The organism is Nocardia sp. NPDC004860 (assembly GCF_040609015.1).
GTDB lineage: Bacteria > Actinomycetota > Actinomycetes > Mycobacteriales > Mycobacteriaceae > Nocardia.
Window position 1 is genome coordinate 114,118 of record NZ_JBEXJI010000008.1, and the last position, 24,437, is coordinate 138,554.

Consider the following 24,437-nt stretch of genomic DNA (forward strand, 5'->3'; position numbering starts at 1 on the left):
GCGCCCTGAACGGTGGCCGAGCCCGCGGGGTGTACAGCCGCATTTCGGCCTCCACCGATGCCGCGGTGACCGGGGTACCCGACCCGATCGCCGCGGCATTCTGCTGTCCGGAGACGACCGTGCCGCCACGAAAGCGGCTGTGCCGCACCCGGATCAGGCCGGATCGGTCTCGGCCGCGTCCGTGCTTTCCGCCGGCCCGCCGATGACACCGGGGGCGAAGGTGCCCAGGTTGCCGGTGAGTTCGCTTTCGGCGGTGTGGCTTTGATGCGGCCGCACGGTGCGGCCGTGCTTGGCATCGGCCGCACCGCCCTGGCTCGTGCCCGCCGCAGCAGGGGAGCCCATGTAGCCCGTACCGGCCGGGCCGCCGAGGCCGGGGATGCGGGCCGCGCCTGCGCCGAACGGGTTGGCGGGGTTGGTGACCTTGCCACCGGGGATCGAGGACCCGGGGCCGCCAGGGATTGACGGCAGGCCGCCGCCGAGACCGCCGGCACCGGCTCGGGGCCCGCCGGCCCCTGCGGCCGTGGTGTTCGGGAGACCACTGACCGGATCGGCCTTCCGGGGGGCGCCGGGCGTGTGGGTGGCTGCCTGCAGGCCGCTGCCGAACAGGCCCTCGGCCTGCGCCAGGATCGGCCGGCCGACATTCTGTGCCAGCCACTGTGCGACCTCGGCCGGGTTCGGGCCGCCGCCCTGGCCGAGCAGCTGACCGATGATGGCGTGCACCTGCGCGGTGTAGACCGAGAGTTCGCCGTGCGTGGCGTTCACGACCGCGACGGCCTCGCCGAGATGCCGGGTGGCCGAGGCGATCAGCGTGGTCTGGCCGATCGGGGTCAGGATCAGCGGGGCCAGCGCCGTGGCCTCGGCGGCGAAGGCCTCCGCGATGGCGGTGAGCTGGATATTGCCCCGCTGCACCACGGCCGCGGCCCGAGTGGTGATCGACGACAGATCGCAGCCGCGCTGGGCGGTCGCCCGGCCGTGATTCCCGGCCTGCCGGCCCGACTCCTGCGCACGCTGGGAAGCCTGGCCCTGCCACAGGGATTCGACGGTCTCGAGCGCGCCCCCGCCGATCTGTACCGCGGCCACGATGACCTTCGACCCGGTGCTGAGCAGGGTCGCCGGATTCAGCGGGCCGAGGATGCCGGTGCCGAAGCTCTGCAACAGGTCCAGGAACGGCTCGAAGAGCGCGTCCAGTCCGGGAATCGCGGGAAGCGCCAGGCCCTTCATGAGATCGCCGACCGGATCGGCGGGCAGCGGCGGCAACGCGGCCGCGGGATCGGCGGCGGCCCGGGCCAATGCGGCCTGGGCGGCATCGAGCGCGGCGGGCACCGCGGTCAGGGCGGCGTCCGCGGAACCGAGCACGGCCTCGGCACTGCCGAGTGCGTCCTGCGCGCCCGAGAGTGCACCGTGGGCACCGTCCAGCGCCGGCGCGACCGTGTCGCCGAGCGTGCCGGTCCGTGACTCCGCGGCAGCACCGCCCGGGACTCCTCCGGCGAGCGGCGAGCCGGCCTGCTCGAATTCCTTACGCGCGAGCGCGAATTCCGGCGATTCGAACGGCGGCATGTCGGTGGGCAGTGTGCCCAGCGGCAGATCCGGGATCGGACCGATGACGCTCACGTTGCCGGCTCCCCTCGCACCGGTGTCCGGATCTGCCGGGCGGACGGCATCGATGACGCCGGAGTCGATCGGCCTCATACCCGTTCGCCGATCTGCCCGGCGGCCGTGCCGAGGCCCCCGGCGAAGTCGGCGTCGGTGGTGTCGTAGGTGGCGGCCGATCCGAAGGCGGCCCGGCCGAGGACGCCGAAGCGGGCCGAGAGGGCGGCGATGTCGCGATCGTGCAGGAGTTCGGCGACCGCGAAGCCGGCCAGGAAGTCCGCGCCGACGAGTCCGAAGACCGGTGTCATGGCCGCGACGTGGGACACCGTGTCGAGGCCGCCCTGGGCGGCGATGTCGGCGGCGACGCCGTCCTGGGTGGCGGCGAATGTACGCACCGCACCGGTGTCGACCAGAGCTCGGCCATGGCAGTACCCCCCTGATCGTCATGGACATGCGGATGGCGAATATATCCCGTCCATCGTCCAGACCGGCGTGGCGTGCGCGGCCACACCGCAACCACACCGTTGTTGCAAATTAGAACAAGTTCTATATTCTCGTCTCCATGAAGGTCGCAGTCACCGGCGCCGCCGGGTTCCTTGGCACCAATTTGCTTCGCCTGCTTACCGATCGCGGTCACGAAGTGACTGCCATCGACCGGGTCGCGGGCGCGAGCCGGCCCGGTGTCGCCTGGGTCAACGGTGACGTGCTGGACCCGGCGTCCATGCGCGCGGCGCTGGACGGGGCCGAGGTGGTCTACCACCTGGTCGCGCTCATCACCCTGGCCCACAAGAACGACGTGGCCTGGCGGGTCAACACCGAGGGCGTGCGCATCGTCGCGGACGCCGCGCGCGAGGTCGGCGTGCGGCGGATGGTGCACACCAGCTCCATTCACGCGTTCAACCAGTACAGCTGTGGCGGCCGGATCAACGAGCGCTCGCCGCGGTCCATCGATCCCGAGCTGCCGGTGTACGACCGCTCCAAGTGGCAGGGCGAGATCGAGCTGCGCAAGATCATCGACAAGGGCCTGGACGCGGTGGTGTGCAACCCGACCGGTGTGTACGGCCCGATCGACAACACCGCCTCGCGCATCAACACCACGCTGTGGGACGCCGCGCGCGGCCGGGTGCCGGTGATGATCAGCGGCGGCTTCGACCTGGTCGACGTGCGCGACGTGGCCCAGGGTCTGGTGCTCGCGAGCGAGCGCGGCCGCACCGGTGAGAACTACCTGCTCGGCGGGCACTTCACCGACATGTTCCAGGCCACCCGCACCGCCGCCGAGGTCAACGGGAAGATGAAGCCCGCCTTCGCGATTCCGGCCAAGGTCATCAATGCCTGCATGCCGGTCATGGAGCCCGTCGCCCGTGCGCTGGGCAGTGACCGCATCTCCAAGGCGGCCATGGGCGCGCTGCTGTCGGCGCCGATCGTCGAGCACACCAAGGCCACCGAGGAACTCGGCTACCGGCCGCGGCCCGCCGAGCAGACCATTCGGGATCTGGTCGCCTTCTACAACGGGCAGCCGATCGAGTCCGACACGCAGAAGATTGCTTGACAGTCGTTAGAACACGTGTTCGACTGGGGTGGTGCGTTGGCAAAGGCAAACCCTCGGCGCCGATGACGGCGCGCTACCCGGGCTCGAACGTGCGGGTTTCGTACGCAGCGTACAGACGCCCGAGTTCGAGGGCATCACGTTTCACGAGGTGCTCTGCAAGAGTGCCCTGAACCGGGTGCCCGACAGCAATCTGCCCTTCAGCTGGACCATCAACCCCATGCGGGGCTGCTCGCACGCGTGCCGCTACTGCTTCGCCCGCGGCACGCACGAGTACCTCGACCTGGATGCGGGGGCCGATTTCGACTCCCAGATCGTGGTCAAGACCAATGTGGTCCCGGTGCTGCGGCGCGAACTGCACAAGCGGTCGTGGCGGCGGGAATCGGTTGCGCTGGGCACGAATACCGATCCCTATCAGCGCGCCGAGGGCCGCTACCGGCTCATGCCCGGCATCATCTCCGCGCTCGCCGACTCCGGCACCGGGTTCTCCATTCTCACCAAGGGCACGCTGCTGCGGCGGGATCTGCCGCTGCTGGTCCAGGCTGCCGGGCAGGTGCCGGTGCACCTCGCCGTCTCCATCGCCATCCTGGATCCGGAGCTGCACCGCGGCCTCGAGCCGGGCACGCCCTCGCCGCGGGCGCGGCTGGAACTGGTGCGCGCCCTGGCCGACGCCGGATTCGCGGTGAATGTCATGGTGGCCCCGGTGATTCCATACCTCACCGACTCCCAGGCGCATCTCGACGCGCTCTTCGCCGCCATCGCCGAGGCCGGGGCCGCCGGTGTCACGGCGTTCCCCATGCATCTGCGCGGCTCCACGCGCGGCTGGTTCCTCAATTGGCTGGCCGAAGCCCACCCGGCGCTGCTGCGACGCTACCGGCAACTGTATGGTCGGGGTGCTTCGGTGACACCGGAGTATTCTGCGTGGCTACGCGGCCGAATCGGGCCGTTGCTGGAGAAACACCGTTTGAACCGCGATCGGCCGGCCGAACCCGAGGTCCGCGTCGCCGAATCGCACACGCCCGATCCGCAGCTGGCGTTGTTCGCCTGACGGCGGTTCTTTGATCGAAACCATTGCGCATCACGGGTGTGTCGCGAATATTGCGGAGTAGTTTGGCGTTGGTACCTCACACCTGACGAGGAAGTGATGCACGCGCATGGTTTCGCAGCATGACGACCCTGCGGCGCTGCCGCACAAGGATACTGTGGCTCCGCTGCACAACAGCACTGTGAAAGCTCCGTCCGACGGCGGGGTCGCGGCGGCCGGAAACGGTGGCGCCACAGCGAAATTGGCGGTCGAGAAATTGGAAAGAGTCGTCATCCGCTTTGCGGGTGACTCCGGTGACGGTATGCAGCTCACCGGTGACCGTTTCACCCACGAGGCCGCCGCCTTCGGCAATGACCTTGCCACCCAGCCGAACTTCCCTGCCGAGATCCGCGCGCCCCAGGGCACGCTGCCGGGCGTGTCGTCGTTCCAGATCCAGATCGCGGACTACGACATCCTCACCGCGGGGGACCAGCCCGACGTATTGGTCGCCATGAATCCTGCTGCGCTGAAGGCGAATCTGGAGGATTTGGCCCGCGGTGCGACGGTGATCGTGAATACTGACGAATTCACCAAACGGAATCTGACCAAGGTCGGCTATGCCGGTGATCCGCTCGCCGATGACACGCTGACCGATTTCGTGGTGCACCGGGTGCCCATGACATCCCTGACGCTCGGGGCAACCGAACCGACCGGTGTGGGTAAGAAAGATGGGCAGCGCGCGAAGAATATGTTCGCGCTCGGCTTGCTGTCGTGGATGTACGGGCGGCCCATCGGTGGCACCGAGCAGTTCATGCGGGAGAAATTCGCGGCCACACCGGATGTCGCCGAAGCGAATATCCTCGCATTCCGGGCAGGCTGGAATTACGGCGAAACCACCGAGGCCTTCGCCACCACCTACGAGATAGCCCCCGCGACGCTGCCGGTCGGCACCTACCGGCAGATCACCGGCAATACCGCGCTCGCCTACGGCATCGTCACCGCCGGGCAGCTGTCCGGGCTGCCGGTCTTCCTGGGCACCTACCCGATCACCCCGGCCTCGGACATCCTGCACGAACTGAGCAAACACAAGAACTTCGGCGTCACCACCTTCCAGGCCGAGGACGAGATCGCCGGCATCGGCGCGGCGCTGGGCGCCGCACTCGGCGGCGCGCTCGGGGTCACCAGTACCTCTGGGCCGGGGCTGGCGCTCAAGAGCGAGACCATCGGCCTGGCCGTCATGACCGAGCTGCCGCTGGTGATCATCGACGTGCAACGCGGCGGGCCCTCCACCGGCCTGCCCACCAAGACCGAACAGGCCGACCTGCTGCAGGCGCTCTACGGGCGCAACGGCGAGTCGCCGGTGGCCGTCGTCGCGCCGCGCTCACCGGCGGACTGCTTCGACGCCGCGGTCGACGCCGCCCGCATCGCGCTGACCTACCGCACGCCCGTGCTGCTGCTGTCCGACGGCGCCATCGCCAATGGTTCCGAGCCGTGGGCGATTCCGCAGGTCACCGAGCTGGCCCCGATCGATCCGGGCTTCGAACCCGAGGGCGCGGAGGGCGATTCGTTCCAGCCCTACGCGCGCGATCCGGAGACCCTGGCCCGGCCGCTGGCCGTGCCCGGCACCGTGGGCCGCGCCCACCGCATCGGCGGGCTCGAAAAGGCCGACGGCAGCGGCAATATCTCCTACGACCCGGCCAATCACGAGCTGATGGTGCGGATCCGGCAGGCCAAGATCGACGGCATCGCGGTGCCCGACCTCGAGGTGGACGATCCGGGTGACCGCGCCGAACTGCTGCTCATCGGCTGGGGCAGCTCCTACGGGCCGATCGGCGAGGCATGCCGGCGGGCACGGCGGCGCGGGGTGCCGGTGGCGCAGGCGCATCTGCGGAACCTGAACCCCTTCCCGCCCAACCTCGGTGAGGTGCTGCGCCGCTACCGCACCGTGGTCTGCCCGGAGATGAACGGCGGCCAGCTGGCCATGCTGCTGCGCGCCCGCTACCTGGTCGACGTGCAGCCGTGGACCAAGATCGCCGGCACCGCCTTCCAAGCACAGGAACTGGTCGGCGTCATCGACGCGGCCCTGGACGGTTCCATCGCGGAGATGGAACAGGCCAAGGCCTTCGCCGCTCGCGCGCGGGCGACCTACCGCACCCCAGGGGGCAACTGATGACCATTCTCGAAAACCCGCTCGTGGGTACCGATCTCGGCCTCACCGGACTGTCCGGCGTGCCGCGGGCCGACCGGCCGCAGAAGGCGAAGGACTTCACCTCCGATCAGGAGGTGCGCTGGTGCCCCGGGTGCGGCGACTACGTCATTCTGGCCACCGTGCGCGGCTTCCTGGCCGATCTGGGTCTCGAGCGCGAGAACCTCATGTTCGTGTCCGGCATCGGCTGCTCGAGCCGGTTCCCGTACTACCTGGAGGCATACGGGATCCACTCGATCCACGGTCGCGCGCCGGCCATTGCCACGGGCATGGCGGTGACCCGGCCCGACCTGTCGGTCTGGGTGGTGACCGGTGACGGCGACGCGTTGTCCATCGGCGGCAATCACCTCGTCCACGCGCTGCGCCGCAATGTGAACATGACGATCCTGTTGTTCAACAACCGGATCTACGGTCTCACCAAGGGCCAGTACTCACCGACCTCGGAGACCGGCAAGGTCACCAAGTCCACCCCGATGGGCTCGGTCGACCATCCGTTCAACACCCTGTCGGTGGCGCTGGGCGCCGAGGCCACCTTCGCCGCCCGTGCGCTGGACTCGGATCGGGCCGGGCTCACCGAGGTGCTGCGCGCCGCCGCCGAACACCGCGGCACCTCGTTCGTGGAGATCCTGCAGGACTGCCCGATCTTCAACGACGGCTCCTTCGACGCGCTACGCCGGGAGAACGCCGAATCCCATCTGGTCCGGTTGCGGCACGGTGAGCCCATTCGGTTCGGCGCGGACGGTGAATTCGCGGTGGTCCGTGCTGGTTTCGGCCTGCGGGTGGCGCGCGCCGACAGTGTCGCCGAGGCCGAGATCGTGGTCCACGACGCCTATACCGACCACCCCGAATACGCCTACGCCCTGTCCCGCCTGTCCGACCAGGACCTCACCCACGTGGTGACCGGCATCTTCCGCAGCGTCTCCCGCCCCACCTACGACGACGGCGTCCGCGCCCAGTTGACCACCGCCGTCGAACGCAAACCGGTGAGCGAGAACTCGCTGCAGGAGCTGCTCACCGGCCGCGAAACCTGGACGGTCGGCTGATCTTTCGCCGCTAGGCCGGAACGAAGGCGTTCAGCAAGCGCTGGAACAGATCGTCGAAGCGCTTGCGGGACGCCTTCTCGTCATCGTCGAGCCCGTCGCCGAGCTCGGGCGCGTACACGATCCTCGCCGAAAAGTCTTGCCGCCCTGGCTGTCCGCATCACATTCCTCCGAATTCCCTTGCGGGCAGCCACCCGCCGCCGCCGATTCTGCCGCCAACCGCACGCCACACCCGTGCTGCCACGCCGACCCACCCCGGATCCCGCCCTCGCCCCGAGCGAAACGGGTGAGGGGCCGGAAATGGCAAGGTCCCCAGCCTGTTCGAGGCTGGGGACCGGAGGAATGTCGGGTCAGCGGAGAGCGGGCGGGTTGTTCAGGTCCCGGGCCGAATAGGTGTCGCAGGCCTTGACCTGGCCGGTCTTGTAGCCGGTCAGGAACCACTTCTGCCGTTCCTCCGACGAGCCGTGGGTCCAGGCTTCGGGGTTGACGCGGCCGGTGGCGGCCTTCTGGATGCGGTCGTCGCCGACGGCGGACGCGGCGGAGAGCGCGTCGCGGATGTCGTTGTCGGTCAACGGCTTCAGGAAGGGTGTGTTGGAGCCGGGCGCGGGGAGCTTGTCGGCGTAGTTGGCCCAGACCCCGGCGTAGCAGTCGGCCTGGAGTTCGGTGCGGACCGCGCCGGAGGTGGCGCCCTGGGGGTCGCGCTGGGCGCGGTTGATGTCGCCGAGCAGGTTCTGGATGTGGTGGCCGAACTCGTGGGCGACCACGTACTCCTGAGCGAGCGGGCCGCCGCTGGAGCCGAAGCGGTCGACCAGTTCCTGGAAGAAGCTGGTGTCGAAGTAGGCGGTCTGATCGGCGGGGCAGTAGAACGGGCCGACCGCCGAGGAGGCACGACCGCAGCCGGTGCTGACCGCGCCGGAGAAGAGGTTGAGCTTCGGGACCACGTACTTGCGGTTGGTCTGCTTCGGCAGTTCGGTGCCCCAGATCGCGTCGAGGCTCTGGGCGGTGAGGATGACGCGGCAGTCGACGTACTTGTTGGCGTCGGCACCGGTCTTGCAGTGCGTGGGCAGGATCGCGGTGCCCGACTTGGCATTGCTGTCCGCGCCCGTGAACTGGCCGAGAATGCTGCCCGGGTCGCCGCCGAAGATCAGTGCCGCGATCACCGCGATGATGCCCAGCGCACCGCCGCCGAGAGCCAATCCACCGCCCATACCCGGTCCGCCACCGCCACCACTCGCCCGGTTCGGGTCGATTTGCAGGCCCTCGTTGAAGGTCATGGCTATCACTGTGACACGGGCGAGTCGATATCGGTTTCCACTCGCTGAACGTGTCTCTCTACGATGGGTCTGCACCTGGTCACACCTCACCGGTGCTTCGAGCCCGTCGAAAGGAATCCCGTGCTGCGCACCCACTTGGCTGGTTCGCTGCGAAGCGAGCACGCCGGTCAGACCGTCACCCTCACCGGCTGGGTGGCCCGGCGGCGAGACCACGGTGGCGTGATCTTCATCGATCTGCGCGATGCGTCGGGTGTTGCCCAGGCCGTCTTCCGTGAAGGCGAACCCGCGGCGGCCGCCCACAAGCTGCGCAACGAGTTCGTGGTGAAGATCGTCGGCGTGGTCGAGAACCGCCCGGCCGGTAGCGAGAACCCGAACCTGCCGACCGGCGCCATCGAGGTCAACGTGACCGAGCTCGAGGTGCTGAACGAGGCCGCGCCGCTGCCGTTCCAGCTCGACGACGAGCCGGGCGAGGAAGCCCGCCTCAAGTACCGCTACCTGGACCTGCGCCGCGAAGGCCCGGCGCACACGATCCGCCTGCGCTCCAAGGTGAACGCCGCCGCCCGCGCCGTGCTGGCCAAGCACGCGTTCGTCGAGGTCGAGACCCCGACCATGACCCGCTCCACCCCCGAGGGCGCGCGCGACTTCCTGGTTCCGGCCCGCCTGCAGCCCGGCAAGTTCTACGCCCTGCCGCAGTCGCCGCAGCTGTTCAAGCAGCTGCTCATGGTCGGCGGCATCGAGCGCTACTACCAGATCGCGCGCTGCTACCGCGACGAGGACTTCCGCGCCGACCGCCAGCCCGAGTTCACCCAGCTCGACATCGAGATGAGCTTCGTCGAGCAGGAGGATGTCATCCTGCTGGCCGAGGACGTCCTGGCCGCGCTGTGGGAGCTGGTCGGTTACGAGATTCCGACCCCGATCCCGCACATGACCTACGCCGAGGCCATGCGCCGCTACGGCTCGGACAAGCCGGACCTGCGCTTCGAGGTCGAGATCACCGAGATGATGGAGTACTTCAAGGACACGCAGTTCCGCGTGTTCCAGGCTCCCTACGTCGGCGCGGTCGTCATGCCGGGCGGCGCGTCGCAGCCCCGCCGCCAGTTCGACGCCTGGCAGGAGTGGGCCAAGCAGCGCGGCGCCAAGGGCCTGGCCTACATCACCTTCAACGAGGACGGCACCCTCGGCGGCCCGGTCGCCAAGAACCTCACCGACGCCGAGCGCGAGGGTCTGGCCAAGCAGGTCGGCGCCGAGCCCGGCGACTGCGTGTTCTTCGCGGCCGGCGACATGAAGTCCAGCCGCGCGCTGCTGGGCGCGGCCCGCGGCGAGATCGCCCGCAAGTGCGGCCTCATCGACGAGAACGCCTGGGCCTTCGTGTGGATCGTGGACGCCCCGATGTTCGAGCCCACCGCCGACGCCACCGCGAGTGGCGATGTGGCCCTGGGCTATTCGGCCTGGACCGCCGTGCACCACGCCTTCACCTCGCCCAAGCCCGAGCACCTGGACACCTTCGACACCGATCCGGGCTCGGCGCTGGCCTACGCCTACGACATCGTCTGCAACGGCAACGAGATCGGCGGCGGCTCCATCCGTATCCACCGCCGGGACATGCAGGAGCGGGTGTTCCAGGTGATGGGCATCGGCGAGGAGGAGGCCCAGGAGAAGTTCGGCTTCCTGCTCGACGCCTTCTCCTACGGCGCGCCGCCCATGGGTGGCATCGCCTTCGGCTGGGACCGCATCACCGCGCTGCTGGCCGGCGTGGACTCGATCCGCGAGGTCATCGCCTTCCCGAAGTCGGGTGGCGGCGTCGACCCGCTCACCGACGCGCCCACCCCGATCACCCTGCAGCAGCGGCAGGAGGCGGGCCTCAACGCCAAGCTCGACGCGAACGGCAACCCGGTCAAGGACGACGCCAAGTAAGGGCGCGCCCGGACCGTCGCGAGCCCGCCGGTATCAGCGATACCGGCGGGCTCCGTCGTCGACAGCGGCTCGCGCGTGCGGGCGGATCGAGCTCAGACCACCAGCCCGTTGGTGAGCGAGCGGTAGGCGTAGGTGGTGGCGATGGCGGTGACCGGTCCGGCCACCAGCAGGCCCAATCCACACAGCAGCGTGCCGATCACGGTCATGATCAGCACCCCCAGCGCCAGCAGGGTCACCTGCAGGGCATTGGCGATCACCAGCCGCACGCTGGATTGGATTGCGGCGATCGGGTTCTGGTCCCGATCGATCACGAAGTGCAGCGCGAACATGCACAGCACGCCCACGATTATCGCCGGGAACACGCACGCGATCGAGGCCACGAGGCACAGCGCGAACACGATGAGCGCGGTGATCAGTACATTCCCGGCATTCACGAAGCCGAAGAAGGCCGGGAAATCCGGTGGCGTCCCGTCGGTTTCGTACAGTGCGCCGCGGATCATGGCGGCCTGCAGCAACCACACCACCAGCGACGCCACCGCGAACAGCAGGACGACGGCCGACAACGACTGCACGTCAACCATATTCACCAGCAAGGTGACCACCAGCCAGGCGATCATGCCGATCAGCACCATGCCCACCCACGGAATGGGATTGAGCCGGAACCGATCCCACCCGTAGGCGAGGGCCGCGCCGACGTCGAGGGTCTCGCGCGGGGATGTATAGCCCTGTTTCGGCGCCGGCTCGGCGGGCGGGGCACCGGCGGGCGGCGGCATCGCACCCGGCGGGAATCCGCCCGGTGGAGGCGGATTCGCGCCGGGCGGCATGCCTGCCGGCGGCAACTGCTGCGGCGTGCCCGGGCCGTAGCCGGCCGGCGGCTGCGGCGCGCCCGGCTGCGGGGTGAAGGCCGGCGGAGGTTCCACCGGCTCGCTGCCGTACTGCGCGGCGCCGGGGCCGTCGAATTGCGGGTATCCGGCGAGGCCGGGCAGCTGGTGGCGGCCGGGCGAGGGGCCCGGCTCGGGCGCGCCGGAAACCGGTGCGGGCTCGGTGTTTTGGTGCTGCCCGGCGTGGGACGGATACTGCTCGCCGCCCCCTGCGACGGGACGGTCGCCGGAGGGCTCGTACGGTGCTGAGGGCGGCGTGCCAGTCATGGTCGCAAGCCTTTCACATTTCCCGGTTTACGGTGTGGCGCACAGCAAGTGACCATGAGACAACTAGACGGTCCTGGTTGTGTCAAGCAACCAGCGCCGCGTGGGCAAACCCATCACAAAGACACGCCGCCCGACGCGCGAAAGGTTGCGCAACCGCTCGCTGAAAGTGACCTGACGGGAGTAACTTGGGTTCCGATGACCGCACTATTGGCCGAACGCGCCGCCGAAGTCGTGTCCGCGGCACAACAGTTGCTCACGAAGCGAATGGGTGCTCCGGTGAAGCTGAGCGATCCGATGGAACTCAGCGGCAGTGGTAGGACGACGGTACTCCGTGTCCGCGTTGCAGAGAACGCCTTTTCGCTACCTCGCACACTGATTGTGAAGCAGGTAGCGGGTACGGCGACGCAGCGGCGCACCGGCGGCATGGCTCCCGGTGTCGCCAGCATCGACTCCGCATTCCTGCGCGAGGCGGTCTCCTACCAATTCACCACCGCCCTCGGCCGTGACCACCGGCCCGGCGCCTACCTGCTCGGCTACAGCCTCCCGGACCGCCTGCTCATACTCAGCGACCTCGGTGAGAACACCTCCCTGACCGCGGTCCTGCAGTCCGGCGTGGAACCGAGCGGGCGCAATGCGCTCATGGCATTCGCTCAGGCACTGGGCCGCATGCACGCCGCGACCGTCGGCCGCGAGGCGGACTTCGTGGCGCTGCTGCGGCGCGTCGATGTGGTGCACCGCGTGGACGGCATCGCGCAGCAAGCCGAATCCGCGGTCGCCGAGGTGCCGATCATGTTGCAGCGCGAGCTGGGCATCGAGGTGCCGGGGGAGATCGCCGAGCGCATCGTGCGCGGCAACCGGCTCTTCTCCGCCGGGCGCTACCGCGCCTTCAGCCCCTCCGACCTGTGCCCCGACAATGTCATCCTCAATGACGAGGGCGCGCGGTTCCTGGACTACGAGTGGGGCGGCTTCCGCGACGCCACCCTCGACATCGCCTATGCCCTGGTCTCCTTCCCGGGCTGCCTGTGCGATTTCGAGCTGTCGCGCGAACGCGCCCGCCAGATGGTGGAGGCGTGGCGCTCCGAGGTGGTGGCGGTGTGGCCGGCCCTCGCCGATGACGAGGTGCTCGCCGAGCGCATCCTCGAGGCGCGCCTCATCTGGGTGTGGCTGTCCACCTACTGGTTCCTGCCCGCCGACCACGCCCGCATCGCCGCCGCCCGCGAGCACGGCCTGTCCATCCCGCGTTCGGCCGCCCTCATCAACCGCTGGGCCGCCCTGGCCGAGGACGCCCGCTGCACCGGCGACGACACCCTCGGCGACTTCGCCGAACACGTCTCGGCCACGCTGGAAGAGCACTGGGAGGAGTGATCCGCCGCGCGCTGTCGGGGGATGGCGTCGCGGTCGGCGAGTGTGTCGGAGCCGGTCGGTAGGGTCGGTTGCGTGAGTGATGGGCTGTTCGATGCGCCGGGCACGCAGGCCGTAGTCGACGACTTCGAGGCGGGAGCCGCGCGCATTCCCAGCGGGGACGACCGATTCGCGCCGCTGGCCGTACGCATGCGACCGCGCACCCTCGACGAGGTGGTCGGGCAGCAGCATCTGCTCGGGCCCGGGTCGCCGCTGCGGCGGCTGATCGAAGGGTCCGGGGCGGCTTCGGTGCTGCTGTACGGACCGCCCGGGACCGGCAAGACCACCCTCGCCTCGCTGCTGTCGCAGGCCACCGGACGGCGGTTCGAAGCGCTGTCGGCGCTGTCGGCGGGCGTCAAGGAGGTGCGGGCGGTCATCGATCTGGCCCGCCGCCGCCTCACCGTGGGTGAACAGACCGTGCTGTTCATCGATGAGGTGCACCGGTTTTCGAAGACGCAGCAGGACGCGCTACTGGCGGCGGTGGAGAACCGGATCGTGCTGCTGGTCGCGGCGACCACGGAGAATCCGTCGTTCTCGGTGGTGTCGCCGCTGCTGTCCCGCTCGCTGGTGCTGCAACTGCAGTCCCTGTCGGAGGCCGACGTTCGCACGGTGCTCACCCGGGCCATCGCCGACCCGCGCGGGCTGGCGGGGGAGTACACCGTCACGGATGCGGCGCTCGACCACATCGTGCGGATCGCGGGCGGTGATGCGCGGCGTTCGCTCACCGCGTTGGAGGCGTCGGCCGAATCCTCCCTGGACGGCACCGTCGATGTGGAGTTGGTCGAGGCCAGCGTCGACAAGGCGGCGGTGCGCTACGACCGTGCGGGCGACCAGCACTACGACGTCATCAGCGCCTTCATCAAATCCCTGCGCGGCTCCGATGTCGATGCCGCGCTGCACTACCTGGCCCGCATGATCAGCGCGGGCGAGGATCCGCGATTCATCGCCCGCCGCTTGATGATCCAGGCCAGCGAGGAGGTCGGCATGGCCGACCCCACCGCCCTGCAGACCGCGGTCGCGGCCGCCCAGGTCGTCCAGCTGGTCGGTATGCCGGAGGCCCAATTGGCCTTGACCCAGGCCACGATTCACATCGCCACGGCCCCGAAGTCGGGCGGGGTGGTCAAGAGTCTCGCGGCCGCCATGGCCGACGTACGCGCGGGCAAGGCGGGCGCGGTGCCCGCCCACCTGCGCGACGGCCACTACGCCGGCGCCGCCGCGCTCGGCAATGCCCAGGGCTACAAGTACCCGCACGACCACCCGGACGGCGTTCTCTCCCAGCAATATCCACCGGACGAGCTGGTCGGGGTCGACTACTACCGGCCGACCGATCACGGCTACGAACGTGAAGTGGGTCCTCGCGTCACCAAACTGCGCCGCATCGTCCGGGGTAAATAGCGCCGAGTGCGCCGATGCGTCACGCGCCGAATTGCAGCGACTGCCGGAAACAGTCGCTCGGTGCGCCGCGAATGCGCTTGCGGCGCTGGTCAGTCCGCCAGCAGTCCCTCGTGGATGGCGATGCGTTCGATGTCGGCGGCGGTGCCGGCCATGATCACGCGCACGTGCTCGGTGACCAGTTCGAGCGGCCAGTTCCACCAGGCGGCACGCAGCAGGCGCGCCACGTCCTGGTCCGGGAAACGCTGCTTGACCACCTGCGCCGGGTTGCCGCCGACGATCGTGTACGGCGGCACGTCGGAGGTCACGACGGCGCCGGTGGCGATGATCGCGCCGTCGCCGATGTGCACGCCCGGCATGATCAACGAGTTGTAGCCGATCCACACGTCGTTGCCGACCACGGTGTCGCCCCTGGACGGAATCGAGGTGATGATGTCCATCGTCTCCTCGGCCCAGGTGCCGCCGAAGATGGTGAACGGGAAGGTCGACACTCCCGAGGTGGCGTGGTTGGCGCCGGCCATGATGAAGCGGGTGTTGCTCGCGATGGCGCAGTATTTGCCGATGATCAGCTTCTCGGGGCCGAAGGCGTAGAGCACATTGTTGGTCTCGAAGGCGGTCGCCGCGTCCGGATCGTCGAAGTAGCTGAAGTCGCCGACCTCGATGTTCGGCGAGGTGACGTGCGGTTTCAGGAAGACGGTGCGGCGCGCGTGGGGGAGGGGGAAGCGCTGGGATGGGTCCGGGATCACAGTCACCCCGGCGATGGTAGCTATCGCCCGGTGGTGGGTGGAAACTCCCTGGACCCGGACCGGTAGGCTGGATGGTTGTGCAGACCCACGAGATTCGACGGCGCTTCCTGGAGCATTTCGTAAAGGCCGGACATACCGAGGTACCGAGTGCCTCGCTGATCCTGGCCGACCCCAACCTGCTGTTCGTCAACGCAGGCATGGTCCAGTTCGTGCCGTATTTCCTCGGTCAGCAGACCCCGCCCTTCGATACCGCGACCAGCGTGCAGAAGTGTGTCCGTACCGGCGATATCGAGAACGTCGGCGTCACCACCCGCCACAACACCTTCTTCCAGATGGCGGGCAACTTCTCCTTCGGCGACTACTTCAAGCGCGGGGCCATGGAGCTGGCCTGGTCGCTGCTCACCAACCCCGTCGAGGACGGCGGCTACGGATTCGATCCGGAAAAGCTCTGGGTCACCGTGTATCTCGACGACGACGAGGCCGAGCAGATCTGGCGTGAGCTCGGCGTGCCGGACGAGCGCATCCAGCGCCGCGGCATGGCCGACAACTACTGGTCCATGGGCATCCCCGGCCCGTGCGGCCCGTGCTCGGAGATCTACTTCGACCGCGGCCCCGAATACGGCATCGAGGGCGGCCCCGAGGCCGACGAGGACCGCTATCTCGAAATCTGGAACCTCGTGTTCATGCAGAACGAGCGCGGCGCCGGGCGCGGCAAGGACGACTTCGAGATCCTGGGCCCGCTGCCCAAGAAGAACATCGACACCGGCATGGGCATCGAGCGTGTCGCGTTCCTGCTGCAGGGTGTCGACAATGTCTACGAGACCGATCTGCTGCGCCCGATCATCAACAAGGCCGAGGAGCTGACCGGCCGCTCGTACGGTGTCGAGCACGCCGACGACGTGCGCTTTCGCGTCATCGCCGACCATGCCCGCACCGCGGCCATGCTGATCGGCGACGGCGTGAACCCCGGCAACGACGGCCGTGGCTACGTGCTGCGCCGCCTGCTGCGCCGTATCGTGCGCTCGGCCCGCCTGCTGGGCGCCGAGCAGCCGGTGATGGGTGCGTTCATCAAGGTCGTCGCCGACCTGATGTCGCCGTCCTATCCGGAACTCACCACCGACTTCAAGCGCATCGAAACGGTGGCCGTCGGTGAGGAGGCCGCGTTCCTCAAGACCCTGAGCACCGGCACCAAGCTGTTCGACGAGACCGTCGACGAGGTGAAGGCCCAGGGCAGCAGGAAGATCAGCGGCACCGACGCGTTCACCCTGCACGACACCTACGGTTTCCCGATCGACCTGACCCTCGAGATGGCCTCCGAGGCCGGCCTGCAGGTCGACGAGGAGGGCTTCCGCGCGCTCATGGCCGAGCAGCGCAAGCGGGCCAAGGAGGACGCGCTCTCGCGCAAGCACGCGCACGCCGACCTCACCGTCTACAAGGAGTTCGTGGACCGTGGCGCGACCGAGTTCACCGGCTTCGACGAACTGTCGACCGAGGCGACGGTGCTGGCCCTGATCAAGGACGGCGTCCGGGTACCGGTCGCCGAGGCCGGGCAGGACGTCGAGGTGATCCTGGACCGTAGCCCGCTCTATGCCGAGTCCGGTGGCCAGATCGCCGACCGCGGGTCGCTGGCCTCGTCGCACGGCCTCAAGGTGAAGGTCAACGACGTGCAGAAGATCGCCAAGAAGGTGTGGGTGCACAAATCCACCGTCGAGGCCGGTCAGCTCACCGAGGGCGACACCGTGCTGGCCCAGGTCGATCCGGGCTGGCGGCGTGGCGCCACCCAGGGCCACTCGGGCACCCACATGGTGCACGCCGCGCTGCGACAGGTGCTGGGCCCCAACGCGGTTCAGGCCGGCTCGCTCAACAAGCCGGGCTACCTGCGCTTCGACTTCAACTGGCAGGGCGCGCTGTCCGAGCAGCAGAAGGCCGATATCGAGGCCGTCTCCAATGACGCGGTGGCCGACGACTTCCAGGTCAACACCTTCGTCACCGACCTGACCTCCGCCAAGAAGATGGGCGCCATGGCCCTGTTCGGCGAGAACTACGGCGACGAGGTGCGGGTCGTGGAGATCGGCGGGCCGTTCTCCATGGAGCTCTGCGGTGGCACCCACGTGCAGCACTCCTCGCAGATCGGCCCGATCACCGTGCTCGGCGAGTCGTCGGTCGGTTCCGGCATCCGCCGCGTGGAAGCCTTCGTGGGCCTGGACTCCTACAAGTACCTGGCCAAGGAGCGGGCGCTGCTGGCCGGTGTCGCCTCGTCGCTGAAGGTGCCCTCCGAGGATGTGCCGGGGCGCGTCGAGCAGCTGGTCGAGCGGCTCAAGACCGCCGAGAAGGAGCTGGAGCGCACCAAGATGGCGGCCGTGCTGTCGAGCGCGGGCACCTTCGTCGAGCAGGCCCAGCGGGTCGGCAAGGTGCTGCTGGTCGCCGCCGCCGCGCCCGCGGGCGTGGGCGCGGGCGATCTGCGCACCCTGGTGCAGGACATCAAGGGCCGCTTCGGTTCCGAGCCCGCCATCGTGGTGCTGCTCGGCCATGCCGACGGCAAGGTGCCGTTCGTCGCCGCGGTCACCAAGGCCGCCCAGGATCTCGGCATCAAGGCCGGGGATCTGGTATCCGCCTTCGGTCCGGCCATCTCCGGCCGGGGTGGCGGCAAGCCCGAGATGGCCCAGGGCGCGGGTTCGGACCCGTCGGGCATCGAGGCGGGTCTGGCCGCCCTGCGTGCGCGGGTCGCCGAGCTCGCCGGATAAATGGGCGACGCGGACACATCTGACACGCCGGGTCCCGCAGACGGGACCCGGCCCGTACCCGAAGCAGACCCGGCGCGGCCGGATTCGGGACATTCCTCCGGATTTGCTCGCACGCCGACCGAGGCCTCCGGGGTCTCGGCCGGCGGGCGGGGCTTCGCGTCGGAGCGGCCCTCCCCGGAACGGGACCCGGGCCGCGGCCGGCGCATCGGCATCGACGTGGGGTCGGTGCGCATCGGTGTCGCCTCCAGCGATCCGGACGGGCTGCTGGCCACCCCGGTCGAGACGGTGCCGCGCGCGAAGAAGGTCGCGCCCGGCGCCCTCGCCTCCGATCTATCCAGAATTGCCGACATTGTGCGGGAGTACGAGGCCGTCGAGGTGATCGTCGGCCTGCCGCGCACATTGCGCGGGGAGAGCGGCGCGTCGGCTAAGCTGGCGGCCACCTTCGCGGGGCGTTTGCGGAGCCTGATCGCGCCGGTGCCGGTGCGACTTTCCGACGAACGTTTGACTACGGTGTCTGCTGCACGTGCGTTGCGAGACAGTGGAGTTCGCGCACGCGGGCAGCGGCAGGTCATCGATCAGGCCGCCGCCGTGTCGATCCTGCAAGGATGGTTGGACGAACGGAGTGCCCTTTTGAAGCCGCGCGGTGATGACGCATGACCGACCGCTGGACGCGGGCCGAGGAACGCTACCGCCAGAACGCCGAACGGCGTTACCGCCGCGACGATCTGGATTGGTCCGAGGCGGACGATTACGAAGACGACACCACCGTCATTCCCCGCTACGAGGATGAGCGTTACGACGACGAGCACTATGAGGGCGAGGACTACGACGAGGAGCTCCCGCACGAGCCGGAACCCCCGCGCCGCAGCGCGCCCCAGCGTGCCGAGCGCGGCCGCCGCGGCGACCGGGGCCAGCGTGCCGAGCCGGGCCGCCGGGCCACCCGATCGCAGTCGCGCGCGGGGTCGCGAGGCAGCCAGCGCCCCAAGCGATCCCGGATGGCGTCGCGGAAAGCGGCCGAGCGCAAGCGGCGTCGCCGCAATCTGTTCGTCATCGCGGGTGTGTTCGCCGTATTGTTCGTCGGCGCAGTCGGATTCGCGGGCTGGAAGTTCGTCGGCAAGCTGAGCCCGCCCCCCGACTTCTCGGGCCCGCAGGGCCCGCTGGTGGTCATCCAGATCAAGCCGGGTGACACCGCCACCCAGATCGCGCAGACCATGGCCGACAAGGACGTGGTGGCCAGCAGCGGCGCGTTCTACGAAGCGGCCGTGCGCAATACGAACATGAACTCCATCCAGCCCGGCTACTACGCCATTCCGGGCCACAGCAAGGGCTCCGAAGCGGTGACCGCGCTGTTCAGCAAGGACGCCCGGGTCGGCAATGTGGTCATCTCCGAGGGCCGCCAGCTGCACGACTCCAGCGACGTCACCACCGGCGCGCGCAAGGACGGCATCTACCGCAAGATCGCCGAGGCCAGCTGTGTCGGCACCGGCACCGCCGCCAAGTGCGTCACCTACGAGCAGCTCGACCAGGCCGGGGCCACCGCCGATCCGGCCACGCTGGGCGTGCCGGTGTGGGCGCTGGACCGGGTGCGATCGGTGCCGGACCGTTCCCGCCAGCTCGAGGGCCTGATCGCCGGTGGCACCTGGGATTTCGACCCCAGCGCCAACGCGCTGGACATCCTCAAGCAGCTGGTGACCGCGAGCGCGGCGAGCTACGACGCCACCGGGGTGGCGCAGTCCGGCGCGGCGAACGGCCTGAGCCCCTACGACACGCTGATCGCGGCGTCGCTGGTGGAGCGGGAGGCGCTGCCGCAGGACATGTCGAAGGTGGCGCGGGTCATCGTGAACCGGCTCGCCGCCCAGCAGCCGCTGCAGTTCGACTCCACCGTCAACTACACCCTCGACAAGACCGAGGTCGCCACCACCGACTCCGACCGAGCGCACAAGACCCCGTGGAACACCTACGCCATGGCCGGTCTGCCCGCCACGCCGATCTCCGCGCCGTCGCTGGATGCCATGCGTGCCATGGAGAATCCGGCGCCCGGCCCGTGGCTGTATTTCGTGACCGTCGACAAGCAGGGCACCACGTTGTTCACCGAGGACTACAAGGAGCACCTGCGCAATATCGAAAAGGCCAGGCAGAGTGGAATTCTCGACAGTGGGCGGTAACCGGAAGGCGGCCGTGCTCGGCAGCCCGATCTCGCATTCGCGGTCGCCGCAACTGCATCTGGCGGCCTACCGGGCGCTCGGCCTGGACTGGAGCTACGAGCGCATCGAGTGCACCGCCGAGCAGCTGCCCGGCCTGGTGGACGGGCTCGGACCGGAATGGGTCGGGCTGTCGGTGACCATGCCGGGCAAGGTCGCCGCGCTCGGCTACGCCGACGAGCGCACCGAGCGAGCGGTCCTGGTCGGCTCGGCGAACACCCTGGTGCGCACCGATTCCGGCTGGCGTGCGGACTGCACCGACGTGGACGGCGTGCGCGGCGCGCTGGAAGGCGCCGGCGTGCAGGAGATCTCCCGCGCCGTCGTGCTGGGCGCGGGCGGCACCGCCCGCCCGGCCCTGCTGGCGCTGTCCGACCTGGGCGCGCACACCGTCACCATCGTGGCCCGCGATCGCGGCCGCGCCGCCGGGACCCTGGAACTGGCCGAGCAGCTGGGCATGTCGGCCGAGGTGCTCGATTTCGACCCCGAGGGCCTGCTGTTCGTCTGTTCCGACGTGGACGCCGTCGTCAGCACCGTGCCCGCCGTGGCGGCCGCGGCCGTGGCGGATTCGGTGGCGGCGGCCCCGGTGGTGCTCGACGCGATCTACGACCCGTGGCCCACGCCGCTCGCGGAAGCGGTTGCCCGCGTGGGCAATACCGTGGTCAGCGGCCTGGAGATGCTGCTCAACCAGGCCTACGGGCAGGTCGAGCAGTTCACCGGCAAGTCCGCTCCGCGCGCCGAAATGGCTGCGGCCCTGCGGGATTGATCACGGATGTGACCCGCTAATCGAGGACGGCCGCGGATATTTCCGCGGCCGTTTCCGGTTCGAAGGCCTGCCGGAAGGTGAAAGCGTAAGGCGTCGGCCCGTTCTCGCGCAGGTGGTCCAGTCGCGCCATGGCGTCGGCGAGTGTGGGCAGCATGCCCTCCGGCACCCACCACAGCACCGTGAAGACCTCGCGCAGCGGGGTGAACCATTCCCGGCGGCGGCGCACGTAGTCCATGTGGCCGCTGCGATAGACGTAGTCGAACAACGCTTCCCGCGATTCCCACACGCTCATGTTCACCAGCATGTCCGGCTCGCCGTGGTACGGGCGCAGGGAGGTGGCGTTGTTGGATTCGCCGTCCACCATGCGCCAGACGAAGCCGGGGGAGGATTCGGCGACGGCATTGATCTCGTCGAGGGCCGAGAAGAATTCGGCGACCCGGGGATCGCCTTCGGGGGCGACCATGCGCCCGATGTTCAGCTGTGCGAGGTACATTCCTCGACTATAACTAGTCTCCATTGGTTTTAGAAAAACTTACGCAGCATCGGCCCGGCGCCGGATCCATCCGCGCGGTCCAGCCGGCCTCGGCCGCCGGACCTGCCAGCAGCGCCAGATTCATGCCGCAGACCAGCGGCGGGAAGTCCACGGCCAGGCGGTGAAAAGGGCAGTTGCGCAGGCGGATCGCGTCGCCGTCGAGATAGGGCTCGTAGCCGCGCTCACGCAGCACCTCGAACAGGTCACGGCCCGCGAGGGCCGGCCCGTGCGCGGCGGCGGCCTTCGCGATGGCGTCCTCGAAGCCCTCGTGCTCGACCACCTCGGCGAGAATCGTTGCGACCGTGCGATAGTCGCGGGCCGGCAGCGTGATCGCGAACTCCGCGTCGGCGCGGCGATAGAACTTGGCGGGCCGTCCCGAACCGGGCCCGGTGCGGCCCTCCGGGCGGCGGAAGACCGCGTCCAGCAGTCCCGCCTCGGTGAGCTTGTCGAGATGGAAGGCGGCCAGCGGCCGTTTGATCTCGACGGCCGCGGCCGCTTCGTCCCGGCTCACGTCGTGGTCGGCGGCCGCGACATGGTCGTAGAGCCGCTTGCGGATCGGATCCTGAAGCAGGGCGACGGCTTCGATGCTCACGCTGTCTTTGTAGCAGCGTGCCGGGCCCGGGTGTGTCCCGCGGCCCCGCTCCGGCTATGGTTCTGGAACAAGTTTCAATTCATTCGGTTCGGCCGCGCGGCCGCGCAGGTTAAGGTGATCGTCATGAATGCGTGGGTGTTGCGCGCCGTGGGCTTGGGGGCGCTGACCGTTGTGCTGGAGGCCCTGCTCGGTTTCGGCATGAGGTACTGGCCGACCACGGGCGCCTGGATGCGGATCCTGTGCCTGATCGTGCTGGTCGGCTCGGTGGTCGCGTGGGGCGTACTGGACGGCCGCGCCGATCGGCGCGCCAATGCCGATCCCGAGCGCGGCACCGATCTGACCATGCGCTGGCTCAAGGCCGCGCTCGCCGGTGGCCTGGGCTCCGGCCTGGCCGCCTGGATCCTCGACTTCGTTCCGGGCTTCGACCTGGGTGATCAGGGTCTGGTCTTCAACATCACCTCGGCCGCGTCCTTCATCGTGCTGCTGATCTTCATCCCGGGCGTGCTCGGCGTCGCCCTCGGCCGCTGGCTGGCGGGCCGGGGCGGCAAGAAGCAGTCCGGCACCCCCGCCGGCTCCGCACCCAACCCGCAGCCCGCCGGCGTCTGAGCTCCCGTCCGCGCTCGACCCCGCGCCACCGATCGGGTGGCGCGGGGTTTTTCGTATCCGGGAGCACCGACGGCAGCGCCCGCCGCCGGAGTCCGGCGACGGGCGCTGAGAGGAAAGCCGCTGTGCCCTACAGCAGAATCGCGCCGCCGGTCGGGCCGTCCTCGCGGGCGATGGCCGAGTAGGCCGCGGCCAGCAGGCTCGGATCCGGGCCCTCCAGCCGACCCGGCTTGGCCAGGCCGTCGAGCACCACGAAACGCAGTACGCCCGAACGGGTCTTCTTGTCGGTCTGCATGGCGTCCATCAGCTGCGGCAGCGCATCGGCGTCGTAGGTGGTGGGCAGACCGATGCTGTCCAGGATGGTGCGGTGCCGCTCGGCGGTGGCGTCGTCGAGACGGCCTGCCAGGCGGCCCAATTCGGCCGCGAAGACCAGGCCCACCGAGACGGCCGCGCCGTGCCGCCAGCGGTACCGCTCCCGGCGCTCGATGGCGTGGCCGAGGGTGTGGCCGTAGTTGAGGATCTCGCGCAGATTCGATTCCTTCAGGTCGGCGGCCACCACATCGGCCTTGACCTGGATGGCGCGGCGGATGAGCTCGGGCAGCACGTCGCCGGTCGGGTCCAGGGCGGCCTGCGGGTCGCGTTCCACCAGCTCCAGGATCACCGGGTCGGCGATGAAACCGGCCTTGATGATCTCGGCCATGCCCGCCACGATCTCGTTGCGCGGGACCGTCTCCAGCGTGGCCAGGTCCACCATGACGGCGGCCGGCTCGTGGAAGCTGCCGACCAGGTTCTTGCCCGCCTCGGTATTGATGCCGGTCTTGCCACCCACCGCGGCGTCCACCATGGCCAGCAGCGTGGTCGGCACGTGCACGATGTCCACGCCGCGCATCCAGGTGGCGGCCACGAAACCGGCCAGGTCGGTGGCCGCGCCGCCGCCCAGGCTCACGATCACGTCCTTGCGGGTCAGCCCGATACGGCCGAGCACCTCCCAGCAGAAGCCCGCGACCTGCAGGTCCTTACCGGCCTCGGCGTCGGGGATCTCCACCCGGTGCGCATCGATGCCCTTGTCGGCGAGGGCCTTCCGCACCACCTCGGCGGTCTCGGCCAGCGGCGGCTGGTAGAAGATCGCCACGGTCCGCACGCCGGACCGGCCGGTCACCTGGTCGACCAGGTCGCCCAGCAGCCCCCGGCCGATGATCACCGGGTACGGGTCGGCCGTGCGGACCTCGATGCGAGTCGGCTCGCTCATAGGACTCCTCCGTGAATGGTCCCGCCCAGCGGCGGGGAATAGCGTGACCCCGTGGTGCGGGGAAGTTGTCGATCGGATCGGCGGCGCGTGCCCGTGGCGCGCGATGGTGCGCTCAGGATCACGAACCTCCCTCCACCGCAGGGGAAGTGGCGCCGGGAACCGGTCCGTCGGCCGGCGTGTGCTGCTGCTCGCGGGCGCGTGCCCGCGCCCGTCGGGCCCGGGCACGGCGCGAGCGTCCGCTGCCGGGCGCGGCGACGGCGCCGGGTACGCGGGCCGCATCCGACGCTGCGGCGGGTGTGTTCGGGGCAGCCGCGTCGGCCGCTCCGGCCGGAGCGGCGGTGCGGGGCGAATCCTGGCCACCGGCAGCGGAACTCGAGGGCGCACCGGCGATGCGGGAGGCGCGGCGACGGCGTCCGCCGGTACGCGCACCCACTGCTCCGGATCCACCACCTACAGCGTCGGCCACCGCGGG

The 24,437-nt window shown here is 69.4% G+C and carries 20 protein-coding genes; 12 read left to right on the forward strand and 8 right to left on the reverse strand.

The features are described from left to right. Positions 1–153: 153 nt before the first annotated feature. Together ABZV44_RS17885 and ABZV44_RS17890 are read right to left on the reverse strand one after the other, a co-directional pair. A complete protein-coding gene (locus tag ABZV44_RS17885; RefSeq protein WP_354837296.1) occupies positions 154–1,611 on the reverse strand; it encodes a hypothetical protein in 1,458 nt (485 codons plus the stop codon). Between the two features lie 74 nt (positions 1,612–1,685). Continuing rightward, positions 1,686–1,985, reverse strand: a complete 300-nt coding sequence (locus ABZV44_RS17890) for a type VII secretion target (RefSeq protein ID WP_354837298.1) — start codon at positions 1,983–1,985, stop codon at positions 1,686–1,688. 167 nt (positions 1,986–2,152) lie between these two features. On the opposite strand from ABZV44_RS17890, the gene ABZV44_RS17895 reads away from it, so the two are divergent. From ABZV44_RS17895 to ABZV44_RS17910, 4 genes are all read left to right on the forward strand, one after another. Next, positions 2,153–3,139: an NAD-dependent epimerase/dehydratase family protein gene (locus ABZV44_RS17895; RefSeq protein ID WP_354837300.1), complete on the forward strand. Its 987-nt coding sequence runs from the start codon at positions 2,153–2,155 to the stop codon at positions 3,137–3,139. 31 nt (positions 3,140–3,170) lie between these two features. Further along, entirely contained in the window at positions 3,171–4,184 is a 1,014-nt protein-coding gene (locus ABZV44_RS17900; RefSeq protein ID WP_354837302.1) for an Rv2578c family radical SAM protein, read from the forward strand. Between the two features lie 106 nt (positions 4,185–4,290). Continuing rightward, the gene (locus tag ABZV44_RS17905; RefSeq protein ID WP_354837309.1) at positions 4,291–6,330 is read left to right on the forward strand and encodes a 2-oxoacid:acceptor oxidoreductase subunit alpha; all 2,040 of its coding nucleotides are present in this window, start codon (positions 4,291–4,293) and stop codon (positions 6,328–6,330) included. Beyond that, a complete protein-coding gene (locus tag ABZV44_RS17910) occupies positions 6,330–7,409 on the forward strand; it encodes a 2-oxoacid:ferredoxin oxidoreductase subunit beta (RefSeq protein WP_354837311.1) in 1,080 nt (359 codons plus the stop codon). The genes ABZV44_RS17905 and ABZV44_RS17910 overlap by 1 nt, the downstream gene beginning before the upstream one ends. A 347-nt stretch (positions 7,410–7,756) precedes the next feature. Here the strand turns inward: ABZV44_RS17910 and ABZV44_RS17915 are convergent, their stop codons facing one another. After that, positions 7,757–8,680, reverse strand: coding sequence for a neutral zinc metallopeptidase (locus tag ABZV44_RS17915; RefSeq protein ID WP_354837313.1), 924 nt, complete (start codon positions 8,678–8,680; stop codon positions 7,757–7,759). A gap of 120 nt (positions 8,681–8,800) precedes the next feature. Here ABZV44_RS17915 and aspS point away from each other — a divergent pair, with 120 nt between their 5' ends. Next, positions 8,801–10,594: an aspartate--tRNA ligase gene (aspS, locus tag ABZV44_RS17920; RefSeq protein ID WP_354837315.1), complete on the forward strand. Its 1,794-nt coding sequence runs from the start codon at positions 8,801–8,803 to the stop codon at positions 10,592–10,594. 92 nt (positions 10,595–10,686) lie between these two features. Here aspS and ABZV44_RS17925 read toward each other — a convergent pair whose 3' ends face one another. Continuing rightward, a complete protein-coding gene (locus ABZV44_RS17925; RefSeq protein WP_354837317.1) occupies positions 10,687–11,742 on the reverse strand; it encodes a hypothetical protein in 1,056 nt (351 codons plus the stop codon). Positions 11,743–11,937: 195 nt separating this feature from the next. Between ABZV44_RS17925 and ABZV44_RS17930 the strand changes: the two genes are divergently transcribed. Together ABZV44_RS17930 and ABZV44_RS17935 are read left to right on the forward strand one after the other, a co-directional pair. Beyond that, entirely contained in the window at positions 11,938–13,107 is a 1,170-nt protein-coding gene (locus ABZV44_RS17930) for a kinase (protein WP_354837319.1), read from the forward strand. A gap of 72 nt (positions 13,108–13,179) precedes the next feature. Continuing rightward, positions 13,180–14,538, forward strand: coding sequence for a replication-associated recombination protein A (locus ABZV44_RS17935; RefSeq protein WP_354837321.1), 1,359 nt, complete (start codon positions 13,180–13,182; stop codon positions 14,536–14,538). An 89-nt stretch (positions 14,539–14,627) separates the two neighbouring features. On the opposite strand, the gene ABZV44_RS17940 is transcribed toward ABZV44_RS17935, so the two are convergent. Then, positions 14,628–15,287, reverse strand: a complete 660-nt coding sequence (locus tag ABZV44_RS17940; protein ID WP_354837323.1) for a CatB-related O-acetyltransferase — start codon at positions 15,285–15,287, stop codon at positions 14,628–14,630. Between the two features lie 71 nt (positions 15,288–15,358). Between ABZV44_RS17940 and alaS the strand changes: the two genes are divergently transcribed. The 4 genes from alaS (at position 15,359) to ABZV44_RS17960 (ending at position 20,989) form a co-directional block, all read left to right on the forward strand. Continuing rightward, complete coding sequence (gene alaS / locus ABZV44_RS17945; protein WP_354837559.1) at positions 15,359–18,025, forward strand: alanine--tRNA ligase; 2,667 nt, start codon at positions 15,359–15,361, stop codon at positions 18,023–18,025. Positions 18,026–18,229: 204 nt separating this feature from the next. Next, positions 18,230–18,682: a Holliday junction resolvase RuvX gene (ruvX, locus tag ABZV44_RS17950; RefSeq protein WP_354837561.1), complete on the forward strand. Its 453-nt coding sequence runs from the start codon at positions 18,230–18,232 to the stop codon at positions 18,680–18,682. Further along, a complete protein-coding gene (gene mltG / locus ABZV44_RS17955; RefSeq protein ID WP_354837325.1) occupies positions 18,679–20,190 on the forward strand; it encodes an endolytic transglycosylase MltG in 1,512 nt (503 codons plus the stop codon). Before ruvX ends, mltG begins: the two co-directional genes overlap by 4 nt. After that, complete coding sequence (locus ABZV44_RS17960; RefSeq protein ID WP_354837327.1) at positions 20,165–20,989, forward strand: shikimate dehydrogenase; 825 nt, start codon at positions 20,165–20,167, stop codon at positions 20,987–20,989. The genes mltG and ABZV44_RS17960 overlap by 26 nt, the downstream gene beginning before the upstream one ends. A 16-nt stretch (positions 20,990–21,005) precedes the next feature. Here the strand turns inward: ABZV44_RS17960 and ABZV44_RS17965 are convergent, their stop codons facing one another. Next, positions 21,006–21,482 carry a DUF3291 domain-containing protein gene (locus ABZV44_RS17965; protein ID WP_354837329.1) on the reverse strand — a complete coding sequence of 159 codons (477 nt, stop codon included), beginning with the start codon at positions 21,480–21,482 and terminating at the stop codon, positions 21,006–21,008. 13 nt (positions 21,483–21,495) lie between these two features. Beyond that, entirely contained in the window at positions 21,496–22,113 is a 618-nt protein-coding gene (locus tag ABZV44_RS17970; protein WP_354837331.1) for a transcriptional regulator, read from the reverse strand. A 123-nt stretch (positions 22,114–22,236) separates the two neighbouring features. Between ABZV44_RS17970 and ABZV44_RS17975 the strand changes: the two genes are divergently transcribed. Beyond that, on the forward strand, positions 22,237–22,719 hold the full coding sequence (locus tag ABZV44_RS17975) for a B-4DMT family transporter (RefSeq protein WP_354837333.1): 483 nt from the start codon (positions 22,237–22,239) through the stop codon (positions 22,717–22,719). Between the two features lie 127 nt (positions 22,720–22,846). On the opposite strand, the gene aroB is transcribed toward ABZV44_RS17975, so the two are convergent. Beyond that, a complete protein-coding gene (gene aroB / locus ABZV44_RS17980) occupies positions 22,847–23,965 on the reverse strand; it encodes a 3-dehydroquinate synthase (RefSeq protein ID WP_354837335.1) in 1,119 nt (372 codons plus the stop codon). Between the last annotated feature and the right edge of the window lie 472 nt (positions 23,966–24,437).